A 20,257-nucleotide genomic window follows, 5' to 3' on the forward strand; every position below is an offset into this window, starting at 1 on the left:
AGGCTGGACACAAGCTGACTGCAGCTTGTATCCAGCCTCTTCTTATTTGCTGCATTGTCATGTCAGCAGCGTATCCAGCGCCCGGCTGTATTTGTCCAGCCTCTTATGAGTCTTCTCCGAAGGCTTCTTCTTCTTGGTCTGCTCGATATTATCCAGCAGGTCCAGTATCTTTACCCGGCTTGCCAGCGGATTTTGCTTGATCCGCAGAATGAATGCATCATAATCCTCTTCTTCACGCCGGGACAAGCTGTCAACAGCCTCCACCACACTGTCGCTGAACCCTTCCTTCCTGAGATCCTCCAATGTTAGCGAGGTATCCTCTATCGTGTCATGGAGGACTGCAATAATCTGCTCTTCGCCTGTCACCGCACGAAGCATAAGACGAATGGGATGAAAGACATACGGGCTTCCCCCCCTATCCGTCTGACCCTCATGGGCGCTCGCCGCCAACGCAATTGCTTTTGCTAATGTCGCCATATCTTCATTCCTCCCTTGTCTACTTATTACCCTCCAGCCAGCCTATCTATGCTACTATACGGATAAGAGAAAGAACGGATGCAAGAAGTCCTTCATCATGTTGAGTCAGGTGGTCTCATAATGAACATTCGAAACGTAGAAGAGCTTATTAAGCGGATCGAGGAAGATGAATGGATGATGGAGGCGCTGAGAGCAGCGGCCTCCCTTCGCCTGCCGGACTGGTGGATATGTGCAGGATTTGTCCGCTCGAAAATTTGGGATGTCCAGCTCGGCTGTCCGAGCAGAACACCTCTTCCAGATGTGGATGTTATCTACTACGACCCATCCGATACAGACGAGGCTGTTGAGAAGCAGCTTGAAGCGAAGCTGCGGGCTAATAATCCGGATATGCCGTGGTCGGTCAAAAACCAAGCCAGGATGCATCTGCTGAATGCCATGCCTCCATACCAGTCCTCTGAGGATGCGATGTCCAAATTCCCGGAAACCGCAACCGCTTTGGGTGTATCTCTCACCGGGCAAGGCCGGATCATTCTGGCGGCCCCTTATGGCCTTGATGACGCTCTCTCCATGACAATCAGACCCACACCTCTTTTCCGGGAAGTCCCAAAGCTCGCTACCCTCTATGAACGGCGTATTGCCGAGAAGAGATGGCACAACACCTGGGAGGGGCTGACGATCATTCACACATAGGAAGCAGCGGAACCGCAGGGATCGCTGCGTGGCCGTATTGGATTGCACGTCTAAATCTGCTGTGATAAGATAACAATAAGAAAAGGCCGCAGATGTTGGTAGCATCCACGGCCTTGGGTACACAGCCGCTTTTAAGGGCGGTGGCTTCGGAATAGCAGTCCGAAATAGACCGGTTCCTGGCGAGGGCGGTCTATTTCTTCTTGTCGAAGGAAAGTATCAGCACAACCAGCGTCGCGAATGATATCATCAGCGTCAGTGCTTGGTATACCTCCACAGCATCACCTCCCTTCCGGGAGATTAGCCGACCGCCCTTGCAAGCCATTCTATGTACTTAGCTATATTATACCATCTTGCTCCCACACTGAGGGGGCTTATTTCGTATGAGCCCTTACCGTCACCAGTCCATACGCAGCAATTATTCACCGCCCCCAGAAACAACAGGAGTCTTGTGTTCCGCGGCCCTGGTTAACCGAGGGGTCTGACGCTTAATCAAAATCGTAACGCTGTTCCTCCCATGGATCGCCGTACATATGGTAGCCATTGCGCTCCCAGAAGCCCGGCTTGTCGGATGCCAGAAACTCGATGCCCCGCAGCCATTTCGCACTCTTCCAGAAATACAGGTGGGGAACGACCATCCGGACCGGGTACCCGTGCTCGGGTGTCAACAGCTCTCCGTTGTGCTTGACCGCCAGCAGCGATGTCTCCCTCAAGAAGTCCTCCAGGGGCAGGTTCGTGGTCCATCCTTCCTCCGCATGCAGCATAACATAAGACGCTTCAGGCTTCAGCTTCACCTTGTCCATGATGGTGCGGACAGCAACACCTTCCCATACATTATCCAGCTTCGACCAAGTTGTCACACAGTGGATGTCATTGCGGAATTCCTGCTGCGGCAGCTTCATGAAATCATGATAGCCGATGCTGATCTCCTCTTCCACCAGCCCAAACAGCCGCAAATCCCATTTGTCCATATCCCGGTAAATCGGCACACTGCCGTAATGCAGCACCGGAAACCCCTCCGTAACAGTCTGTCCTGGCGGCACACGGTCCGTAAACGTTTCAGACATGGATGACACGCTCCTTCAAGCTTGAAATCTTCCTATGGTCCTATCATTCCCTTTACCCGTTAGCAGCAAACTTCTCACCTTTGCCAAAGCGGCATCTCTGCGAAGAGCAGTTAGCGGCGGCGCTTATTCCGGCCTAGAATGAAAGGCCCGATACCCACCGCTACAATCAGCATGGCGGCACCCGTAAAGAATGAAATCCCATAGCTCTGAATCCACATGCTGCCGCCCTCGCTCCACTCATACAGCGCCCCGCCAATCATTGGTCCGATGAAACCCGTCAGGCCGGTAAATGCCGAGAACATGGCGATATACATCGGACGGTCTGCCTTCGGCGTTTCCCCGATCATAAAGTTGAAGGCCAGCAGGTTATAGCCGCCCTGTCCGACGCCAAGCAGGATATGCACCAGTACAAGTACCACAATGACGGGGATAATTTCCATCCCAATCCAGATCACGCATGACAGCGCAATAATCGGCAGACTCCAGAGCAGCAGAGTAATGGTAGGAATGCGCGAATTAAGTGTACCCCAGTAATAGTAGCTGATCATCATGACAATCATCTGAACGACCGTTACAACGGTAAGCTGCGTGTAGCTGATCTCCAGTACATCAAGCATAACGAAGGAGAACAGCGGAACCGCGGTGTTCTGCAGCAGTATAAAGCCGGCAATAAACAGCGTCGCAAGCATAAAAGACCGGTCCTTAAGCGGCTTAAGCAGCCTCTCTGCCCCGGTTGCCGCCTGAGATTTCTCAAACGGCGGATTCGGATACCGTGCCAGCTCGAAGGCATTCCATACCGTTGACAGGCCCGCGATGGAAAACAGAATAATAAAAGCAGTCTGTTCCGATGCTGCCCTCTCCAAAATTTGGCCGCCGATCAGCAGGGTCACACTGGCGAATGCCCAGTGTATCGTGTTTCGGATGCCAAAATACCTTCCCCTGACCTGTGCCGGAACCAGATCCGAGATAAGTGACGACCAGATGACCCCGCTGATTGAGGTCGATATGAAGGAAACCAGAAACATACCGATAAATACCGCAACCTGCATATGATCCGCCACAAAAAATGGAATCAGGCCCGTCATCGTCCATAAGGACCGGTGGATAATACTGGTTACCAAAATCCACAGCTTGCGGTTCTCCATCTTCTGCATAAAGAAGGCAGCGGCGATCTGAATCATGTTGGCAAGCGGAGGAATGGCCAGCACGAACCCCACCTGCTGTGAATTAGCATGCAGGAACAGCAAGTAGGCGGTCAGAATCGGACCGCCCAGTATATTTGCAATGATCGTCGCCGGAATACCTTCAATGACGGCAATTTGCATCGATTTACGCTGCGCGGAGGAGTTCTTCCGCAGAATGAATGGCTTGAAATACTGCCTCTTAGGCATTTCTGTCGTATCCCCTTATGATGTAAAAATTCAAGCAGGTGTCTATCAGCTCCGGTTAGCCCTGCTGGAGGACATATTCCGCTAGTGTACGGGTCATCACACCTGTAGCGCCCTTCGGCTCCCATCCACGGTCTTTGTACAACCAGGCTGTGCCTCCTATATCCAGATGTACCCAGGGAAGCTCCTCGGCAAACACCCCGATGAAGAGCCCGCCAGTCGATGCGCCGCCGTAGCGACCGGCGCTGTTCTTGAGGTCTGCCGCATCACTGTCCAGCATCTTGCGGAATTCCGGATAGGAAGGCAGCGGCCAGATCCGCTCGCCTGTCTGATTGCTGATTTGCACCAGCTGCTGGAGGAAGGTTTCATCATTGGTCACCGCCCCTGTCGCCACATCCGCAAGGGAGACCATGACGGCCCCAGTCAAGGTAGCCACATCGATGATGCGCGTTGCGCCTCGCTGAATCGCCGTCGTCAGTCCGTCGGCAAGCACAACGCGGCCCTCTGCATCCGTATTGACAATCTCGATCGTGCGGCCGCTCATGGTCGTGATAACATCCCCCGGCTTGAGCGCACGGTCAGAAGGCATATTCTCCGCTGCCGGCACGACGGCAACGACATTTACTGCCGGTTTAAGCGAGGCAATAATACGCATTGCGCCAAGTACCGCTGCTGCTCCGCCCATGTCCGAAATCATCTCTTCCATACCGTCGGCACGCTTCAGTGAAATTCCGCCTGTATCGAAGGTAATGCCTTTTCCGACCAGCGCCAGCTTCTCCTTGCTCTCCGGTGCTCCTTCATAATGGATCACGATCATCCGCGGCGGGTTTGCGCTTCCCTGGCCAACGGCCAGCAGTCCGCCCATGCCCTGCTCAGCCGCTGACCACTCATCTATAACCTCAATGTCAAGTGACAACTCACCAGCGAGCGCCTCAGCTTCCATAGCCAGCATCTCCGGTGTAAGCATATTGCCAGGCAGATTTGTAAGCCCCCTTGCGTAAGCAACGGCATCGCCGAAGATACGGCCCCGGTTCATGCCAGACTCCCATTCGTCCGCCCTCTCATCTGCCAGGCTGCCTCCTTCGAGCTGTACCGGCGTAAAGGCTATATCAACCATCTGCTCAGCAGCCGTTTCCTTAAGACGCGGCTGGCGTGTGCGATGTCCAAGAATGATGCCCTCGGTCAAGGCCTGCGCTGCACGCTCTGTACTGCAGTTCTCCGAGCCTCCGTACAAGCCCACTTCCACCAGGACTGACGCGCTCGCTGCCTTCAGCTTTTTCAGTGTTCTGGCTGCCGCTGCACCTGCCTTGCGAAGTCCCTCCATGCCAAGCGGGTCCCCGCCATAGCCGATATATACAACATGAGCCGCCTTCACCAATCCAAGGGTGGGTATCACCTGAACGTCTCCCGGCTCAGCTTTAAAAAGTCCGTTATTCACATAAGAGCCCACAGCCTGGTCCAAGACAGCCGGCAGGCCCGAAATCGCTGCTGCTGTGCCGGTCTTTAACGTACTGGCATCAACCAGCCGAATAACGACATCTGCCTCTAATGCTTTGACAGTTGACGGTTCCACGCGAAATTGAATCATAAATGTAAGTCCTCCTTCAAATACACGCCAAGCATGCAGGGCTAATTGTTCCGCTCTTCCTCTGTCATGGCCGCCGGCCACAAAAAAAAGAATCGGACTCTATCCCGATTCTAATCATTTATAGCACCAATGGCAAATAGATATTAAATTCCGTACCTTCGCCGAGGTTGCTGTCCACTCGGATTGTGCCGCCATGATTGCGGATGATCCGGTAGCTGACCGACAGTCCCAGCCCGGTACCCGCCTCCTTCGTTGTAAAGAAAGGGTCGAACAGTTTATTCATGGTCAACCGGTCCATGCCTCTGCCGTTGTCTCGAATCGAGATTTCCACGAACTGCTCGTTCCGCTGCGTCTTGATCGCGATAAGCCCCGGACGCTCACCATTCAATTCACCGATCGCATCCATGGCGTTCTTCACCAGATTCAGGATGACCTGCTTAATCTGCTTGACGTCGATGGACACACAGAGAGATTCATCGCAGGTTTCAAATTGCAGCTGGCAACCGCGCATCAGCGCTTCACTCTCCGACAGAAGAATGACTTCCTTCAGCAGAGCTGCAATTCTTACCTCTTGTGCCATTGGAGCAGAAGGCTTGGAGGAATTAAGAAACTCATAGATAATATCATTGGCCCGGTCAATCTCAGCTAAGATGATGCGGGCGTATTCTTCCTTGCCGAGCTGCATCAGATGGGGCCGCAGCAGCTGAATAAACCCGCGTATGGAAGTCAGCGGATTGCGGATTTCATGGGCGATTGCGGCGGCAATTTTGCCCAGCATCGCGAGTTTATCATTCTGGTATGCGGTTTGCTCAATCTGCTTATATTCTGAAACATCCTTGACACTAATCAGATAGTCGCCGTCAAGCTGGTCGCCGTAGGTGATGGTGATCAGCAGATGCCGGCCTGCCGAGTCTTGGATTTCATAGTACCGGCTGCGCTGCAGCATCATCTCCTTGCATACCCTGACGATCATCCGCTTTACACTCTTGCGCAGCTGCGGATGATACAAAATTTCCTTCAGGCTGCAGCCCAGCAGCATTTTCCTTGGTATATCGAGAATTTTGGCCATTTGCAGATTAATGAAGGACAGCAGCCCCTCACTGTCAAACAGTGCGATTCCGCTATCCATATGCTGGAGCACATTCTCATACTTGCTCTTGACACTCTGGAATGAGAGATGAGAACGGAACAGCATTTCACGCATATCCGAGTAACGCTTGTCCTCCGGTTCATCCGGTTGTACCCGAAAGCGGTAGGCTACCATCAATTCTATCAAGAAAATAAATGAGCGGTTATACAGCTCCAGCGCTTCCTCTGACTCTACATTCGAGACCAGCGTCTGCATCGTTTCCTCATGCAGGGCGACGATCTCCTCCGGGTGGATGCCGTGAAGCATCTTGCCGAGCTCCGTAGCCTCATAGAGGGAAGCCTCATTGCCGTTGCGTATGTATTCCGCGAGTGCCGGAAAATACCGCTTGCGGATTGCCTGCATTTTATTGTTCCTCCCCTGCTGCAAAAACAGGAGAAGACATGATAGATTCATGTGCGAGTGTAGGAGTCCGCCATTTGCGAAACGTGATAAATGTCTCATCCGAACAATTACGGTTCACGTCCAAGTCGTCTACCAGCTGAGCAGCCCAATCGGAATCCACAATCTCACGGGATTGGTACTGTTCATACAATCTCACTTCAATACCTGTCTTTCCTTCTTCTTTGCCTGCATAATCAAGATTCATGCGACACTGATCAGCCCTAGATATCAGCTTTAAGGCAAATTCCGAGACCGTGAAAGCGATCTTCGTCTGGTCTACAAGCCCGAATCCGAGCGTCCTGGCCATCTCCCGTACACGCTGCCGCGCACGAATGGCATCAGAAGGCTTGGTGATAAGGAATGTTTCCAACTGCTTTCGCCTCCGCTTCTGCAAGCGTTTTCTCAACGGTTTCAATTAGACATAATATAATCATAGTTAGGGATGAGATATAGTGTCAATGGGAGACTTTGTCGAACAAGCGGGGAAGTAGATGAAATTAGACAAGCTTTGTGCTAAAAGTCTCATACCCCTGTCGATTGGGGTAAAAAGGGAGGTTCGGCGAAAATGGCATCCTATATACAGCGCTTGTCTTGCTGGCATATGAAGACAAGCGCTGCCAGCTCCTTCAATAGATCATTTATTCTTGGCCTTGCTGTCATTCTTGGCTTTGCCGGCTGGCTCCTGGGCGCTGCCCGGGCTTCCGCCCGTGGCTTCGGCAGCCGGCCCTTGTGTTGAGGAAGAGCTCCCGGCCTTGTCAGCTGATGGGGCCCCGGACGCTGCAGCAGGAACCGGGGCAGCTCCATCACCGCCACTCGGACTGGTGCTCTCTGGCTTGCTCTTGGCAGGCGCTCCACCTTCACGACCCGCGGCCTGTGCGGACTTGGCCCTGTCCTGCCCTGCCGCAGCAGCAGGCACCTCTTGTTTTTGACTCGGTTTTTGTTTTTCTTTCCCAGCTTGCTTCTCGGCTTCTTTCTGCTCCTTTGCTTCTCTCTGGCCGGGCTTTTGTTCTGCCTGGTGCGGCTTTGGCTGAGCAGAAGAAGAAGGGCTGCCGGCGTCAGCCTGCTTCCCTCCCTTTGCTTCCTTGCCCGAGGAGCCGGAGGATGCCGCTTTACTCCCCTCTCCCTCTTTCTCACCTGCTGGAGTGCCAGAATCCGCCTTGTCTGTCTGTTCCGTCTGCACCTTTGCCCCGGCTTCCTCAGCCTGCTTGCTCTGGCCAGGGCTTGACACTTTAGAATTGCTTCCCTTGCTGCCTGAATTCCCCGGCTGACTGGATGTTCCAGCCTGGTCCTTCTTTGTATTGCCGGCCTTGCTGCTTGTGCCGTCTTCCTTCTCAGCTTTGGCTGCCTTGCCGGTCTCATCTGGCTTTGCTTTATCCGCAGTCTTACTTCCCGGGGCCGTCTCTGCGGCTTGATCTTCCTTCTTGTCACTCCCCGTCTCTTTTTCTTTATCTTTTTCCTTATTTTTTTCTTTCCTCATGTCTTTCTTCGTGTCTTTCTCTTCCTTCTTGTCCTGTTCATCTTCTTTATCCTGCCTATCTAGCTTATCCCCGTTGGAGGGAGCGCTTGTTTGCTGTGTCTCTGTTCGGCCGCTGCTTTCGTCTGATAACTTCCCGTCAGCTTCTGGCTCTTCCGGAGCAACTGAATCCGTGACTCCGCGAACAGGAAGCGACAGCAGCTTTTTCAAGTCGTTAAGATGATAGCTGCCGTCCGCATCACCGCCCATAACCTTCTCCAAGCCGCCTAGCTGAGCCGCTATCTGGGAGATTGATCTTTCCTTCAGCTCAGACAAGTCAATAGAATACCCGTTAGCCTCTGCAAGCAGGAATACCGCCATCTTACCTGGGCTCAGCCCGCTTTCGATCGAAGCCTCCCGCAGTTCTTCAGGCGCCATCAGCCGGGTAACCTGCACATTAATTATCCGGGCGTCGGACCTTTCCTGTGAATCATTAACAGCAGCCGTCTTCACCGCCTCGTCAACCAGGCTTGTCAGCTTCTCCTCAACCTGACCGCTGTCCCTGCCGCCAACAGCCATCCCTGTAATCAGCACGGTATTGTCAGTGCCCGACAGATACTCCAAATCGCATACACGCTTCATAATCGAAGCGGTCACCTGCTGCACCGGCTGCCCTTCGTACGCCATACCGTCTACAATCCGCTGTCCGTCTTCATTAAGTCCGCTCAGCGACACAACCTTCCCCTGCACACTTAATCCCATCTCGATGCTTGGATTAATATCCATCGTCACGTAGACGGCCGGCTCAGCCGAAGCGGCAGGCCACAGATTGGGTATGAGGAGCACCAGAATAACCATCACAGCTGCCGTACAAGACCAGAGCATCCCTCTGCTTCTCCGCCTTCGTACATCCTGCAGGCTGATTTCCTCACCTATCCGATAATCCCCTGCCGCAACCCTCTTGTATTCCCCATCAGGAGTAAGCACGATGCTGTATCGTGGATTTATTTCAACTACTATGCCGCGCTTCATGATCCTACTCCTTCCGCAACTTCCTCTTCCTTGGCCCCTTGCAGCGGCAGGTATTCCGGCAGCTTCAAATAAGCCTGCAAGTGCGGAAAATTACCGTTCACAATAAGCGCCGCCGCGATTATAAACTTCCGGTTGCGTTCGATCGTTTTCCGGGAAACACCACAGATGTCAAGCAGCTCCTTCACCGGCAGCTTGCGTTTTGCTTCCAGCATCGCAAATAATTCCTCATCCGAAGCCACTAATCGCCCAATCCGGTACAGCGTGCTTCTCGAATCGGTGTGCTTCGGGGATTTATCGGCCAGATCGGCAAACGTAATATCATACGTCTTCAAGTGCTTGCTGAATGCCTCAATTTCAAATTGCAGCTGTTCACGCTGTCGCTCCTGTTCATACTGCTCAATTGCCATCGAGACCTCAACAGGGTTAACCGCACTTTCTTCCTCTTCCGGTTTCTCGAATGCGCTAATGGGCACCGACATCCGGTGACGCTGTTCCTTGCGCAGGTGATCAATAAGCCTCCGCCGGACCACTGTCTCAGCGAAGCCCAAAAAGGAGCGTCCTGACGCCGGTGAAAATTGTTCGATCGCCTCATTGAAAGCGATCATGGCAATGCTGAATTCATCGTCCTTCTCGGGATCGATGTACCGTTTGCAAAACTTGCTGGTGACCTTAGCTATGTAAGGCCGGTAATCCGCAATGAAGGTGTCTCGCAAGCCTGCCTCTCCCGACCTGATTCGCTCCACAATGGATTCAGGGGAAGGATGCGGCCGCTCCGCGGCTTTCGTGCTGCCACTTTTTGCAAAAAAGCGTTTAATCAATAGGAGTAACAACCGCTCCACCTCTTATATATCATTCGTCAGCTGCAACGTTGATTCGGGGGTAGCCGAAGCAAATTTACCGCACTGCAGACTGCAAAAACGTCATACAACAAGAAAAGCCTCCCGCAGGAGGCATCAAATACCCATGTCAGCATGGTTGTCCCGGTTGTTTCAGTACTTTTCAGAAGGACGACGCTGCCTTAACCGGTTCCGCCGGCGGCTGAGAACCCCAAGTCTCTGCTTGAGCTGATCCTCCCACTCGGCATCACTCAGCTGCTTCGCTACGCTCATCAAATCAAGCGCCATGTCGATCTGATTCTTCACGACCTCCATGGGATCCTCGTTCTCATGATTAACGCAGTTCTCAAGCAGTTCCAAACCGTCCTGATCCACATAATCGTGGAAGTCCACTTCCGGGGCGCCGTCTCCATGTGCATATTCCGCCAGTATCTCATATTCACTTTCAACGAGATAATGAATATCTACGCGATGACATACCGGGCACAACAGAATCGGAACGTTATGAATATGAGTCCGGTAATGCTTTAAGGTGCCTTTCGTACCGATCATGCTTGCTCCACAGCAGAAGCTCATACACGTCACCTCCATACTATTAACCAGTCCGGATTGAAACGAAACATACGTTACTTTATTCGAGTACAGATGCAGAAATTCCTGCTTGCGCATTCCCCAATTAATTGAAGCTGCAGCAGGCACGGTTGATAAATATGATTTACCCGTTACCGCAAAAATGCAAAAGGCCATCCAACAGGAACAGCTTCCTGCGGACAGCCTTTGCGTAACAGACTTTACTCTATTTCATTGCTGCAACAATCAGGTCGCCCATTGCAGTCGTTCCAATTGCCTGGCTCTTATCCACTGCGATATCGCCCGTACGATGTCCGGCATCAAGAACGGCTTTGACAGCTTCTTCAATGGAAGCCGCCGCTTCCTCATAACCGAAGGTCAAGCGATACATAAGCGCTACGGAAAGGATCGTAGCGATCGGATTTGCGATTCCTTGGCCTGCGATATCAGGGGCAGAACCGTGTACCGGCTCATACAAGCCGAATGCGCCCTCGCCGAGCGAAGCGGATGACAGCATACCGATCGAACCGGTCAGCATCGCTGCTTCATCAGACAGAATATCACCAAACATATTCTCCGTAACGATAACATCGAAGCTGGACGGACGGCGCAGCAGCTGCATCGCACAGTTATCAACCAGCACGTGCTCAAGCTCAACATCCGGGTATTCTGGCGCAATCCGGTTTACGACCTCGCGCCAGAGACGGGAGGTTTCCAGTACGTTCGCTTTATCAACAGAAGCCAGCTTCTTGCGGCGCTTCTGCGCGATCTCGAATGCTTGGCGAACAATACGCTCAACCTCAACCGCGTTGTAGACGCAGGTGTCAACTGCCTCCTCGCCATGCTCTCCCTCACGGCGGAACTTCTCGCCGAAGTAGATACCACCGGTCAGCTCACGTACTACAATAAGATCCGTGCCTTCCAGCACTTCAGGCTTCAGCGTGGAAGCTTCCTTCAGGCAGTCGAAGATCGTGGCCGGGCGGATGTTTGAGAACAGTCCCAGCGCCTTACGGATACCGAGAAGGCCTGTCTCCGGCCGAAGCTCCTTCGGATTGCTGTCCCACTTCGGGCCGCCGACGGCACCAAGCAGAACGGCGTCCGAACGCTTACAGATTTCCAGCGTCTCATCCGGCAGCGGTGTTCCCTTCTCATCAATAGCGATTCCGCCAAAGAGTCCATGCTCGAACTCGAAGCTCAAGCCGTACAGCTCTTCCGTCTTCTTCATTACCTTGATCGCTTCTTCAACCACCTCAGGACCGATTCCGTCCCCGGCGATAACTGCGATTTTTTTTACATCTGCCATCGTGTGCTTACACTCCCTCATAATAAGTCTAGATCAGGCTCATATTATCCCGTCGTCCCGGTGAATTCCGCTTATCGATCAACCGGTTAAGTGCGTCCACGTAAGCCCGCGCGCTCGCTTCCAAAATATCCGTCCGCACGCCGCGCCCGGAAGCCGTTACGCCATTTTGCTTCAATACTACATGCACCTCGCCTAGCGCATCCTTGCCGTGGGTAACCGATTTGATGGAATAGTCCTCAAGCTCAACCGCTTCGCCTGTTACCTTGTCGATTGCATTATAGATCGCATCAACAGAGCCATTGCCCTCGGCAGTGTCTTCCTTCATGCCTGCTCCTGCTACAGCTATGGACACCGTGGCGTGAGGCACGGACTGGTTCCCGTAATGCACCTGGATCTTCTCTAAGGTATACACCTCCGGCGTATCGACCAGCTTCTCCTCCAGCATGGCACGGATGTCCTCGTCACCGACGGTCTTCTTCTTATCCGCCAGGTCCTTGAATTTGGCAAATGCCGCATTCAGCTCTTCCTCGCCCAGATCGTAGCCAAGGTCGATCAGCTTCTCCCTGAAAGCATGCCGGCCGGAGTGCTTGCCGAGCACGAGTTTCGATTCCACAAGGCCGATCGTCTCCGGAGAAATAATCTCGTAGGTCGTCTTCTCCTTGAGCATTCCGTCCTGGTGAATACCCGATTCATGGGCAAAAGCATTGGCCCCGACGATAGCCTTATTGCCGGGCACCACCATCCCCGTCAGCTTGCTCACAAGGCGGCTGGTCTTGGCAATCTCCTTGAGGTTCAGCGTCGTTTGGGCCTGGTAATATTCAGAGCGGGTTGCAAGGGCAAGGGCCACCTCTTCGATCGCCGTGTTGCCTGCACGCTCTCCAATACCGTTGATCGTCCCTTCAATCTGGTCCGCCCCGTTCTGAATGGCCGCCAGTGCATTCGCTGTTGCCAGCCCCAGATCGTCATGACAGTGTGCACTCAGCTGAATCGATTCAATATTAGGCACATTTGTCTTCAGCGTCTTGAAGATGTTGCCGAACTCAGCCGGTGTCATATAACCAACCGTATCCGGAATATTAACAACGGTGGCTCCCGCCCGAATAGCCATATCTGTTACTTCGCACAGAAAATCAAGCTCTGTACGGCCGGCGTCCTCAGGCGAGAATTCGATCTTGTCAAAATACTGCTTCGCATAACGGATTGCCGCTTCGGCAGTTTCCAGCACCTGCTGCTTCTCCATCCGCAGCTTATGCTTCCGGTGGATTGGTGAAGTAGCGAGGAACAGATGGATACACGGGTCCTGTGCATCCTTCAGCGCCTCTCTCACCGCATCGATATCCGGAATTCGTGATCTCGAAAGACCGATAATCGTTGCATTCTTGACCGCGCGCGCTACCGCGCTCACTCCCTCCAAATCTCCGGGGGAGGCAGCCGGAAAACCGGCTTCAATCCGGTCAATGCCCAGCTTCTCCAGCTGAAGTGCGATTTCAACCTTCTCTTTTCGGTTCAGGTTCACACCTGGTGACTGCTCCCCGTCACGCAGCGTGGTATCGAAGATATAAATTTTACGCATGGATAGCACCTCCCCTGTGGCTGTGGGTGAAACGTTGGATAACCCCTTGTAAAGCGGAACATCCCGGACCAGCAGGCGCAGCGGTACCAGGCTCTGTAACAAGCTTGATGCGCTGTCATCCGCCGCTCCGGGATTGATCGCGTTCCTATGTGTTCAGCTGACAGTCAGCTGTTCCAGGTTTATTACTTCTTGATCCAGTGCATCAGTTCGCGAAGCTGGCTGCCGACCTGCTCGATCGGGTGCTCGGCTTCACGGCGGCGGGTAGCTGTCATCATCGCCTTATTGGACTGATTCTCCAGGATGAAGTCACGTGCGAAACGGCCGGACTGGATGTCGTCCAGAACACGCTTCATCTCTTTCTTCGTCTCTTCCGTCACCACGCGAGGACCCGTTACATAGTCACCGTACTCCGCTGTGTTGGAGATCGAATCGCGCATGGAAGCAAGACCGCCCTCATACATCATGTCAACGATCAGCTTCAGTTCATGCAGACACTCGAAGTAAGCCATCTCAGGAGCATATCCGGCTTCAACAAGCGTTTCAAAACCTGCTTTAACCAGTGCGCTTGCACCGCCGCAGAGAACGGCCTGCTCACCGAACAGATCTGTCTCGGTTTCTTCACGGAAGGATGTTTCGATAACGCCTGCACGCGTACAGCCGATACCTTTTGCATAAGCAAGGCCGATTGCCTGTGCATTGCCTGTTGCATCCTGCTCGATTGCGATCAGGCCAGGAACGCCGAAGCCCTCAACATAAGTACGGCGAACCATGTGGCCTGGCGATTTTGGCGCTACCAGCAGAACGTCTGTGTCCTTGCTTGGTACGATTTGGCCATAGTGAACGTTAAAGCCGTGAGAGAACATCAGAGCTGCACCCTTCTTCAGGTTAGGCTCAATTTCTTCCTTGTAAACCTTTGCTTGTGTCTCATCCGGCATTAGGATTTGGATCACATCCGCACCTTTTACCGCTTCTGCTACCGGAAGGACCTCAAAGCCGTCATTCTTCGCCTTGTCGGCGGATTTGCCTGCACGAAGACCGATAACGACTTTCAGTCCGCTGTCACGCAGGTTCTGCGCCTGGGCATGACCTTGGCTTCCGTATCCAATTACTGCGATTGTTTTGTTTTGCAGAACGCCGAGGTCCGCATCTTTTTCGTAGAATAATTTAACTGCCATGAGAATAAAAGCCTCCTTTAGTTTAAACCCTTTTGAACGGGTGATCGAGAGGGGGAGCAGCGCGCCGCAAGCAGCCCGTTATCCCCCGCTGGAGCACCCGCTCAAAACGGGATTCATCCAGTTGTTATGTACGGCTTGCCGTCCGCTTCTACGGGACAAGCTGCAATCCGTTTGTTCTATCTTACACTATTTCCAAGCCCGCGGCTAAACATTTATAGTTTACAGCGTTGAAGCGAGCAAGTCTACGGGTCCAAGAAAATATCGCTGGAGCTGTGGCTGCGTAAGCCACAACCCCAACTCATACTGCTGTCAACGTTAACGGATTGTCGCGTTCCCGCGCATCATCGCAGTTACCCCTGTACGGGACAATTCCTTGATACCGTAAGGCTTAAGGAGCTCGATCATGGCGTCAATCTTATCGGTGTCGCCAACGACCTGAACCATCATCGTGCTGGTGCCGATGTCTACAACAGCCGCCCGGAATGTCTCGACAACCCCGAGAATCTCAGGGCGCGCCGCTGGCTCAGCTGTCACCTTAATCAGGGCAAGCTCACGGGCTACCATCGGGTTGGCGCTTAAGTCCACTACCTTGATGACATCAATCAGCTTATAGAGCTGCTTGCTGACCTGCTCCAGGGTCTTGTCATCCCCATGGGTCACAATAACCATGCGGGAGAGTCCCTCTTCCTCACTGGTTCCTACCGTAATGCTCTCAATATTGAAGCCGCGGCGCCCGAACAAGCCGGATACGCGCTGCAGAACACCGGGCTGGTCATTCACAAGAACTGCGATTGTATGCTTCTTCATATTTATGCATCCCCCAGTATCATCTCATCGATTGTGTTTCCTTGGGTTACCATCGGATACACATTCTCGCCCTTGCGGACGACAAACTCGACGACAGCCGGGCCGTCATGCTGAAGAGCCGCTTCCCACGCTGTGCGTGCCTCTTCCTTATTGGAAGCACGGAATGCTTTTACACCATAAGCTTCCGCAAGCTTGACGAAGTCCGGGCTGCCCGCAAGATCGATGTGACTGTAGCGGTTGTCGTAGATGATCTCCTGCCACTGGCGGACCATGCCAAGCACCTGATTATTAATAATGGCTACCTTAACCGGAATGTTGTTGATGGAGCAGATTGCCAGCTCCTGGGCACACATCTGCATACCGCCGTCTCCGTTAATGGATACGACTGTCCGGTCCGGCTGGGCCATCTGTGCGCCGATCGCCGACGGGAAACCAAAGCCCATTGTACCCAGGCCGCCTGAGGTGATCCAGGAACGCGGCTGGTTAAACCGGTAATACTGTGCGGCCCACATTTGGTGCTGCCCAACATCCGTCGTGACAATGGCTTCCCCTTTGGTCGTTTCATGAATCATCTCGATAACCCACTGCGGCTTAAGCTCGGTATCGGAATCCACATAGCTGAGCGGCACATCATTCTTCCACTGCTGAACCTGCTCTCGCCAAGCGTCCGCCTTATCCGCGCGTTTGGCTGATTTGTTGACCAGCTCAAGAACGGTCTTGATATCACCTACGATCGGAATATCAGTTGGCACGTTCTTGCCGATCTCCGCCGGGTCAATATCAATATGAACGATCTTCGCATGCGGGGCGAAGCCCTGAAGCTTCATCGTTACCCGGTCATCGAAGCGGGCGCCGATGTTAATCAGCAGATCCGCAGCCTGAATCGCCTTGTTCGCCGTAAAGGTTCCGTGCATGCCAGGCATCCCCATCCACAGCTCGTGACCGCTCGGGAAAGCACCCAAGCCTAACAGCGTTGTCGTTACCGGGATTTCCGTCTTCGTTACGAATTCCAGAAGCCCCTCATGTCCGCCGGAGTAAACAACTCCGCCTCCAGCGAGAATAACCGGGCGCTCTGCTTCCACGATGGCCTTGATCATCTTGTCAACCTGTTTCATGTTCGGCTGAACTGTCGGGTTATAGCCGCGGATACTGACCTCATTGACCGGCTGGAACAGGGTCGTTGCAGCGGATACGTCCTTTGGAATATCGATCAGGACAGGACCCTTGCGTCCTGTATTGGCAATATGGAACGCTTCATGGATGACTCTTGGCAGTTCAGCCGCATCGCGCACCAGATAGCTGTGCTTCGTAATCGGCATGGTGATCCCGATAATATCCGCTTCCTGGAACGCATCCGTTCCGATTGCACTCTGCACCACGTTGCCTGTAATAACGACCAGCGGTACAGAATCCATGAAAGCAGTCGCGATACCGGTAACCAGATTGGTTGCTCCCGGACCCGAGGTAGCAATACAGACACCGACCTTGCCGCTTGCACGCGCATAGCCGTCAGCCGCATGAATCGCCCCCTGCTCATGGCGGGTCAGAAGATGATTAAAATCCGAGAAGCCATGCATGGCATCATATATATAGAGAACAGCGCCACCAGGATAACCGAATACGCATTCCGCGCCCTCCAGCACGAGACTCCGCAGCAGAATTTCCGAGCCGGTTATGACTTCGGGCTTCGACAGCCTCTCCATGATTTCTTGTTTTGACCGTAGTGATGCACCTTGCGCACTCATAGTCATCCTCCTTCCGTTTCGTAAAGCCATTCTTCTAAACCAAACAAAGTTATAAACAACAAAAAAACCTTCCATCCCTAACACATCACTGTGTTGAGGGACGAAAGGTTGTCGCTTCCGTGGTACCACCCAAATTTGTCATACATCTCGCAATGCATAACCTCAGCAGGATAAGAACGGCGTGCACGCAAAACGTTCTTACCTTTGGCATCGTAACGCATGCCTTGCGATTTTCCCTAATAGGCGGACAGCTTTTCAGGAAAACAGCTCCGAGGTGAGCTCGTAGAAAAGGGATTTTGGTGACGGTCTCAGCAGGTTCCGTCCACTCTCTGAGCAAAAGAGCCCTTAACACTTCGTCCTCATCATTGCTGTTAACAATATATATGCTTGTGAATAATTATAAGCTCTGCCTGTATGTTCGTCAAGGATAATATCCGCACCCTGGCAAAAAGTTATACATCCTATTCCGCGCAAGCCCGGCAGCAGCTACATAGTATATCAAAACCCGAAAATGCTCAGCGAGCAAGACTACTATACAAGGGGGCAATACCTTGTGATTAGATCATATCAACCCTATAAGGATTTCACAGCTGTTGTCAGGCTTATACGGAAGGAGCTTATTCCGCTGTCCCACACGGTCCAAGAGGAAAATATACCGACCGACGCCGAGCTGGCTGCCCGGCTGTCGGAAGGTAAATGCTACGTCTCATGCGGTCGAGGACGACTCGAAACACCAGACGCCTTTATCCATATCGTTGCTGAGGATGATACATTACACGTTGATATGCTCGCTGTCAGCGCCGCCAGCCAAGGCAAACGGATTGGCCGAAGGCTGATGGAGATCGGCGAAGCATACGGTATCGCTGAGGGCTGCCGGATAGCCAGGCTCTTTGTCGATCATGGGAACGAGCGTGCACACCGCTTCTATGACAGGCTTGGTTACCAGACGATCCGCTATCACCCTCAGCTTGCCTGCTTCGAGCTGGCGAAGACCCTGCCGGCGCTTGCTGAGCTGGCTGCCAGCTTGCTGCCTGCTAATTAATAGGGATAAGGGTACAGCGGGTTAACTGCACCGCCGTATGGATAGCCTCCATAAGGCAGCGCACCGCCATACGGGTAACCTGCATACGTGTTCGGATATCCGCCATATACCCCATAAGCGCCATAACCAGCACCTGTATAAGGCTGTGCTCCTCCTACCGCAAGCAGATCATACAGCAGCAGCGGAAGAATCGCCTTGACCCTTACCTTCTTGCCCTTTCCTGCTGGTCTAACGTATAAGCGGCCGCGGCTGACCCTCTCCAGTCTGCCGCTCACCCTCGCTCCGCTGCTTAGTACGGCGACGATATCTTTACCCACCAGTCCTCGCACCTGCTTCAACGTTACTTTAGCCAATGCCTGCAGCCTCCTTATCTTCAAGTGCTACAGGCTATTCGGAAGCAAGGCCTTCCTCCTGTACCTCTGCCCCCTTCCCTCGCTAAAGGGCGGTAAAATAGACAGATGCAAGGCACAGCCGGCGCAAAAAGAAGAGACTGCACCATTCGTAAATGGGCAGTCTCTTCTTGTATTCGGACAGCGCTTCTTATTAAGAAGCGTTGTTGATTTTTTCTTTGGCGATACCGGCCAGCGAGTTGAACGCGTTCGAATCGTTCACTGCCAGGTCAGCCAGCATCTTGCGGTTTACTTCAACGCCCGCAAGCTTCAGGCCGTACATGAATTTGCTGTAAGACAGGCCGTTCTGGCGCGCTGCAGCGTTGATACGCGTAATCCACAGCTTGCGGAAATCGCGCTTCCGCTGACGGCGGTCACGGTATGCGTACAGCAAGGACTTCATCACTTGCTCTTTCGCAGTTTTAAACAGTCTGTGTTTGGAACCGAAATAACCTTTCGCCAGCTTCAAAATTCTTTTCCGACGACGTGTGCGGACGAAACCGCCTTTAACTCTTGCCATGTGTAAACCCTCCTGTGGAATCTGCTATATACGTGCAATTAACGAATTTATTTAATTTGTGCAAGACCTTGCTTCAGACGAGCTACGTCGCCAGCTGCCATCAGCGGCTGGTTAGCCAGAACGCGCTTCTGACGTCCGGATTTACCGGAAAGCAGGTGGTTTCTGTATGCTTTGTAACGCTTCACTTTACCAGTACCGGTAATTTTGAAACGGTCCTTCAAGCTGCTGTGTGTTTTCATCTTTGGCATTTGAATGATCCTCCATCTTCATTGGCTTTCTTGTCAATACTAAGCGTTGTTCTTCGGTGCCAAAATCATGATCATGCTCCGGCCTTCCAGCTTCGGCGCACGCTCAACCGTACAGATATCGGCAACTTCCTTGGACAGACGGTCCAGGATTCGCTGGCCAATAGACGCATGGGTAATCTCACGGCCGCGGAAGCGGACCGATGCCTTCACCTTGTCGCCCTCACCGAGGAATTTCACGACATTGCGGTATTTCACCTGATAGTCATGCTCCTCGATATTGGCACGGAACCACACTTCCTTCAGATCGACGATCTTCTGGTTCTTGCGTGCTTCCTTCTCTTTCTTCTGCTGCTCGTAACGGAACTTGCCATAGTCCATAATCCGGCATACCGGCGGCTTAGCCGTCGGAGCTACATTGACCAGGTCCATGTTCGCGTCAATAGCCATTTGCAGTGCTTCGCGAATCGGCTTAATACCGATCTGCTCGCCCTCCGGACCCACCAGGCGTACTTCCCTTGCCCGGATCTCGTCGTTAATTTGATGATCTCTGCTAATAGTTCTCCACCTCCAAAAATGGTCTGAGCACATTCATCAACCTATTACCCTGTCTCACTTAAAATAAAAAAATGCGAGCCGCATCCGGCCCGCATTCCATTACCAATCATCGTAGTTAGGCATTCAATCCGTAATCACAGATTGTGTCGGCCTCTTCGAATCCTAGCAAACCATCCGGCCTAGCCGGGTAGGTGAGAAGCGGGGCGCTTCTGCTTGTGCTGATGAAGAGTATCTCATCACGTACTGATATAGTTTACCAGCATCCAAGAGG

Annotated in this window: 21 protein-coding genes; 2 read left to right on the forward strand and 19 right to left on the reverse strand. The window is 52.9% G+C overall.

The annotated features are described in order from the left end of the window. Nucleotides 1–57 precede the first annotated feature (57 nt). Nucleotides 58–477 (reverse strand): HD domain-containing protein, encoded by a 420-nt coding sequence (locus DNH61_RS16655; protein ID WP_111147817.1) that lies wholly within the window; start codon nucleotides 475–477, stop codon nucleotides 58–60. A gap of 120 nt (nucleotides 478–597) precedes the next feature. Between DNH61_RS16655 and DNH61_RS16660 the strand changes: the two genes are divergently transcribed. Further along, nucleotides 598–1,167: a nucleotidyltransferase family protein gene (locus tag DNH61_RS16660; RefSeq protein ID WP_111147818.1), complete on the forward strand. Its 570-nt coding sequence runs from the start codon at nucleotides 598–600 to the stop codon at nucleotides 1,165–1,167. A gap of 190 nt (nucleotides 1,168–1,357) precedes the next feature. Here the strand turns inward: DNH61_RS16660 and DNH61_RS27275 are convergent, their stop codons facing one another. The 14 genes from DNH61_RS27275 to ilvB form a co-directional block, all read right to left on the reverse strand. Beyond that, nucleotides 1,358–1,489, reverse strand: coding sequence for a putative holin-like toxin (locus DNH61_RS27275; protein WP_220036951.1), 132 nt, complete (start codon nucleotides 1,487–1,489; stop codon nucleotides 1,358–1,360). A 163-nt stretch (nucleotides 1,490–1,652) separates the two neighbouring features. Continuing rightward, nucleotides 1,653–2,231, reverse strand: a complete 579-nt coding sequence (locus DNH61_RS16665) for a sulfite oxidase-like oxidoreductase (protein WP_111147819.1) — start codon at nucleotides 2,229–2,231, stop codon at nucleotides 1,653–1,655. 110 nt (nucleotides 2,232–2,341) lie between these two features. Beyond that, a complete protein-coding gene (locus tag DNH61_RS16670; RefSeq protein WP_111147820.1) occupies nucleotides 2,342–3,622 on the reverse strand; it encodes an MFS transporter in 1,281 nt (426 codons plus the stop codon). Nucleotides 3,623–3,677: 55 nt separating this feature from the next. Continuing rightward, nucleotides 3,678–5,207 carry a leucyl aminopeptidase gene (locus tag DNH61_RS16675; RefSeq protein ID WP_111147821.1) on the reverse strand — a complete coding sequence of 510 codons (1,530 nt, stop codon included), beginning with the start codon at nucleotides 5,205–5,207 and terminating at the stop codon, nucleotides 3,678–3,680. A gap of 118 nt (nucleotides 5,208–5,325) precedes the next feature. Further along, nucleotides 5,326–6,699, reverse strand: coding sequence for an ATP-binding protein (locus DNH61_RS16680; protein WP_111147822.1), 1,374 nt, complete (start codon nucleotides 6,697–6,699; stop codon nucleotides 5,326–5,328). Nucleotide 6,700: 1 nt separating this feature from the next. Further along, nucleotides 6,701–7,108 carry an ATP-binding protein gene (locus tag DNH61_RS16685; RefSeq protein WP_111147823.1) on the reverse strand — a complete coding sequence of 136 codons (408 nt, stop codon included), beginning with the start codon at nucleotides 7,106–7,108 and terminating at the stop codon, nucleotides 6,701–6,703. A 264-nt stretch (nucleotides 7,109–7,372) separates the two neighbouring features. Then, nucleotides 7,373–9,223 (reverse strand): anti-sigma factor domain-containing protein, encoded by a 1,851-nt coding sequence (locus DNH61_RS16690; RefSeq protein ID WP_111147824.1) that lies wholly within the window; start codon nucleotides 9,221–9,223, stop codon nucleotides 7,373–7,375. Continuing rightward, the gene (gene sigI / locus DNH61_RS16695) at nucleotides 9,220–10,062 is read right to left on the reverse strand and encodes an RNA polymerase sigma factor SigI (RefSeq protein ID WP_342771452.1); all 843 of its coding nucleotides are present in this window, start codon (nucleotides 10,060–10,062) and stop codon (nucleotides 9,220–9,222) included. The genes DNH61_RS16690 and sigI overlap by 4 nt, the downstream gene beginning before the upstream one ends. A 150-nt stretch (nucleotides 10,063–10,212) precedes the next feature. Next, nucleotides 10,213–10,635, reverse strand: a complete 423-nt coding sequence (locus DNH61_RS16700; protein WP_111147976.1) for a hypothetical protein — start codon at nucleotides 10,633–10,635, stop codon at nucleotides 10,213–10,215. A 220-nt stretch (nucleotides 10,636–10,855) separates the two neighbouring features. Beyond that, complete coding sequence (gene leuB, locus DNH61_RS16705) at nucleotides 10,856–11,932, reverse strand: 3-isopropylmalate dehydrogenase (protein ID WP_111147826.1); 1,077 nt, start codon at nucleotides 11,930–11,932, stop codon at nucleotides 10,856–10,858. 28 nt (nucleotides 11,933–11,960) lie between these two features. Continuing rightward, nucleotides 11,961–13,505, reverse strand: a complete 1,545-nt coding sequence (locus DNH61_RS16710) for a 2-isopropylmalate synthase (protein ID WP_111147827.1) — start codon at nucleotides 13,503–13,505, stop codon at nucleotides 11,961–11,963. A 182-nt stretch (nucleotides 13,506–13,687) separates the two neighbouring features. Next, nucleotides 13,688–14,680, reverse strand: a complete 993-nt coding sequence (gene ilvC / locus DNH61_RS16715; protein WP_111147828.1) for a ketol-acid reductoisomerase — start codon at nucleotides 14,678–14,680, stop codon at nucleotides 13,688–13,690. A 315-nt stretch (nucleotides 14,681–14,995) separates the two neighbouring features. After that, on the reverse strand, nucleotides 14,996–15,487 hold the full coding sequence (gene ilvN / locus DNH61_RS16720) for an acetolactate synthase small subunit (RefSeq protein ID WP_111147829.1): 492 nt from the start codon (nucleotides 15,485–15,487) through the stop codon (nucleotides 14,996–14,998). A gap of 2 nt (nucleotides 15,488–15,489) precedes the next feature. Then, a complete protein-coding gene (ilvB, locus tag DNH61_RS16725; protein ID WP_111147830.1) occupies nucleotides 15,490–17,232 on the reverse strand; it encodes a biosynthetic-type acetolactate synthase large subunit in 1,743 nt (580 codons plus the stop codon). Nucleotides 17,233–17,785: 553 nt separating this feature from the next. Here ilvB and DNH61_RS16730 point away from each other — a divergent pair. After that, nucleotides 17,786–18,274, forward strand: a complete 489-nt coding sequence (locus DNH61_RS16730; protein ID WP_181438751.1) for a GNAT family N-acetyltransferase — start codon at nucleotides 17,786–17,788, stop codon at nucleotides 18,272–18,274. On the opposite strand, the gene DNH61_RS16735 is transcribed toward DNH61_RS16730, so the two are convergent. The 4 genes from DNH61_RS16735 to infC form a co-directional block, all read right to left on the reverse strand. After that, the gene (locus DNH61_RS16735; RefSeq protein WP_111147832.1) at nucleotides 18,271–18,627 is read right to left on the reverse strand and encodes a hypothetical protein; all 357 of its coding nucleotides are present in this window, start codon (nucleotides 18,625–18,627) and stop codon (nucleotides 18,271–18,273) included. The genes DNH61_RS16730 and DNH61_RS16735 overlap by 4 nt on opposite strands. 190 nt (nucleotides 18,628–18,817) lie before the next feature. Beyond that, on the reverse strand, nucleotides 18,818–19,183 hold the full coding sequence (gene rplT / locus DNH61_RS16740) for a 50S ribosomal protein L20 (RefSeq protein WP_111147833.1): 366 nt from the start codon (nucleotides 19,181–19,183) through the stop codon (nucleotides 18,818–18,820). A gap of 47 nt (nucleotides 19,184–19,230) precedes the next feature. Beyond that, nucleotides 19,231–19,431 (reverse strand): 50S ribosomal protein L35, encoded by a 201-nt coding sequence (gene rpmI / locus DNH61_RS16745; RefSeq protein ID WP_111147834.1) that lies wholly within the window; start codon nucleotides 19,429–19,431, stop codon nucleotides 19,231–19,233. A gap of 39 nt (nucleotides 19,432–19,470) precedes the next feature. Next, entirely contained in the window at nucleotides 19,471–20,019 is a 549-nt protein-coding gene (gene infC / locus DNH61_RS16750; RefSeq protein ID WP_111147835.1) for a translation initiation factor IF-3, read from the reverse strand. Nucleotides 20,020–20,257: the final 238 nt, after the last annotated feature.

Origin of the sequence: Paenibacillus sambharensis (assembly GCF_003233845.1) — a bacterium.
In the GTDB taxonomy this organism is placed as follows: Bacteria; Bacillota; Bacilli; order Paenibacillales; family Paenibacillaceae; genus Paenibacillus_I; species Paenibacillus_I sambharensis.

Bases quoted from the DNA above. Each gene is read 5' to 3' on its own strand.
- DNH61_RS16710 (WP_111147827.1), bottom strand. From the start codon at position 13,505: ATGCGTAAAATTTATATCTTCGATACCACGCTGCGTGACGGGGAGCAG.
- rplT (WP_111147833.1), bottom strand. From the start codon at position 19,183: ATGGCAAGAGTTAAAGGCGGTTTCGTCCGCACACGTCGTCGGAAAAGA.
- DNH61_RS16690 (WP_111147824.1), bottom strand. From the start codon at position 9,223: ATGAAGCGCGGCATAGTAGTTGAAATAAATCCACGATACAGCATCGTG.
- DNH61_RS16670 (WP_111147820.1), bottom strand. From the start codon at position 3,622: ATGCCTAAGAGGCAGTATTTCAAGCCATTCATTCTGCGGAAGAACTCC.
- ilvC (WP_111147828.1), bottom strand. From the start codon at position 14,680: ATGGCAGTTAAATTATTCTACGAAAAAGATGCGGACCTCGGCGTTCTG.
- DNH61_RS27275 (WP_220036951.1), bottom strand. From the start codon at position 1,489: ATGGCTTGCAAGGGCGGTCGGCTAATCTCCCGGAAGGGAGGTGATGCT.
- DNH61_RS16675 (WP_111147821.1), bottom strand. From the start codon at position 5,207: ATGATTCAATTTCGCGTGGAACCGTCAACTGTCAAAGCATTAGAGGCA.
- ilvN (WP_111147829.1), bottom strand. From the start codon at position 15,487: ATGAAGAAGCATACAATCGCAGTTCTTGTGAATGACCAGCCCGGTGTT.
- DNH61_RS16655 (WP_111147817.1), bottom strand. From the start codon at position 477: ATGGCGACATTAGCAAAAGCAATTGCGTTGGCGGCGAGCGCCCATGAG.
- infC (WP_111147835.1), bottom strand. From the start codon at position 20,019: ATGTGCTCAGACCATTTTTGGAGGTGGAGAACTATTAGCAGAGATCAT.
- DNH61_RS16660 (WP_111147818.1), top strand. From the start codon at position 598: ATGAACATTCGAAACGTAGAAGAGCTTATTAAGCGGATCGAGGAAGAT.
- DNH61_RS16700 (WP_111147976.1), bottom strand. From the start codon at position 10,635: ATGAGCTTCTGCTGTGGAGCAAGCATGATCGGTACGAAAGGCACCTTA.
- DNH61_RS16665 (WP_111147819.1), bottom strand. From the start codon at position 2,231: ATGTCTGAAACGTTTACGGACCGTGTGCCGCCAGGACAGACTGTTACG.
- rpmI (WP_111147834.1), bottom strand. From the start codon at position 19,431: ATGCCAAAGATGAAAACACACAGCAGCTTGAAGGACCGTTTCAAAATT.
- ilvB (WP_111147830.1), bottom strand. From the start codon at position 17,232: ATGAGTGCGCAAGGTGCATCACTACGGTCAAAACAAGAAATCATGGAG.
- leuB (WP_111147826.1), bottom strand. From the start codon at position 11,932: ATGGCAGATGTAAAAAAAATCGCAGTTATCGCCGGGGACGGAATCGGT.
- DNH61_RS16680 (WP_111147822.1), bottom strand. From the start codon at position 6,699: ATGCAGGCAATCCGCAAGCGGTATTTTCCGGCACTCGCGGAATACATA.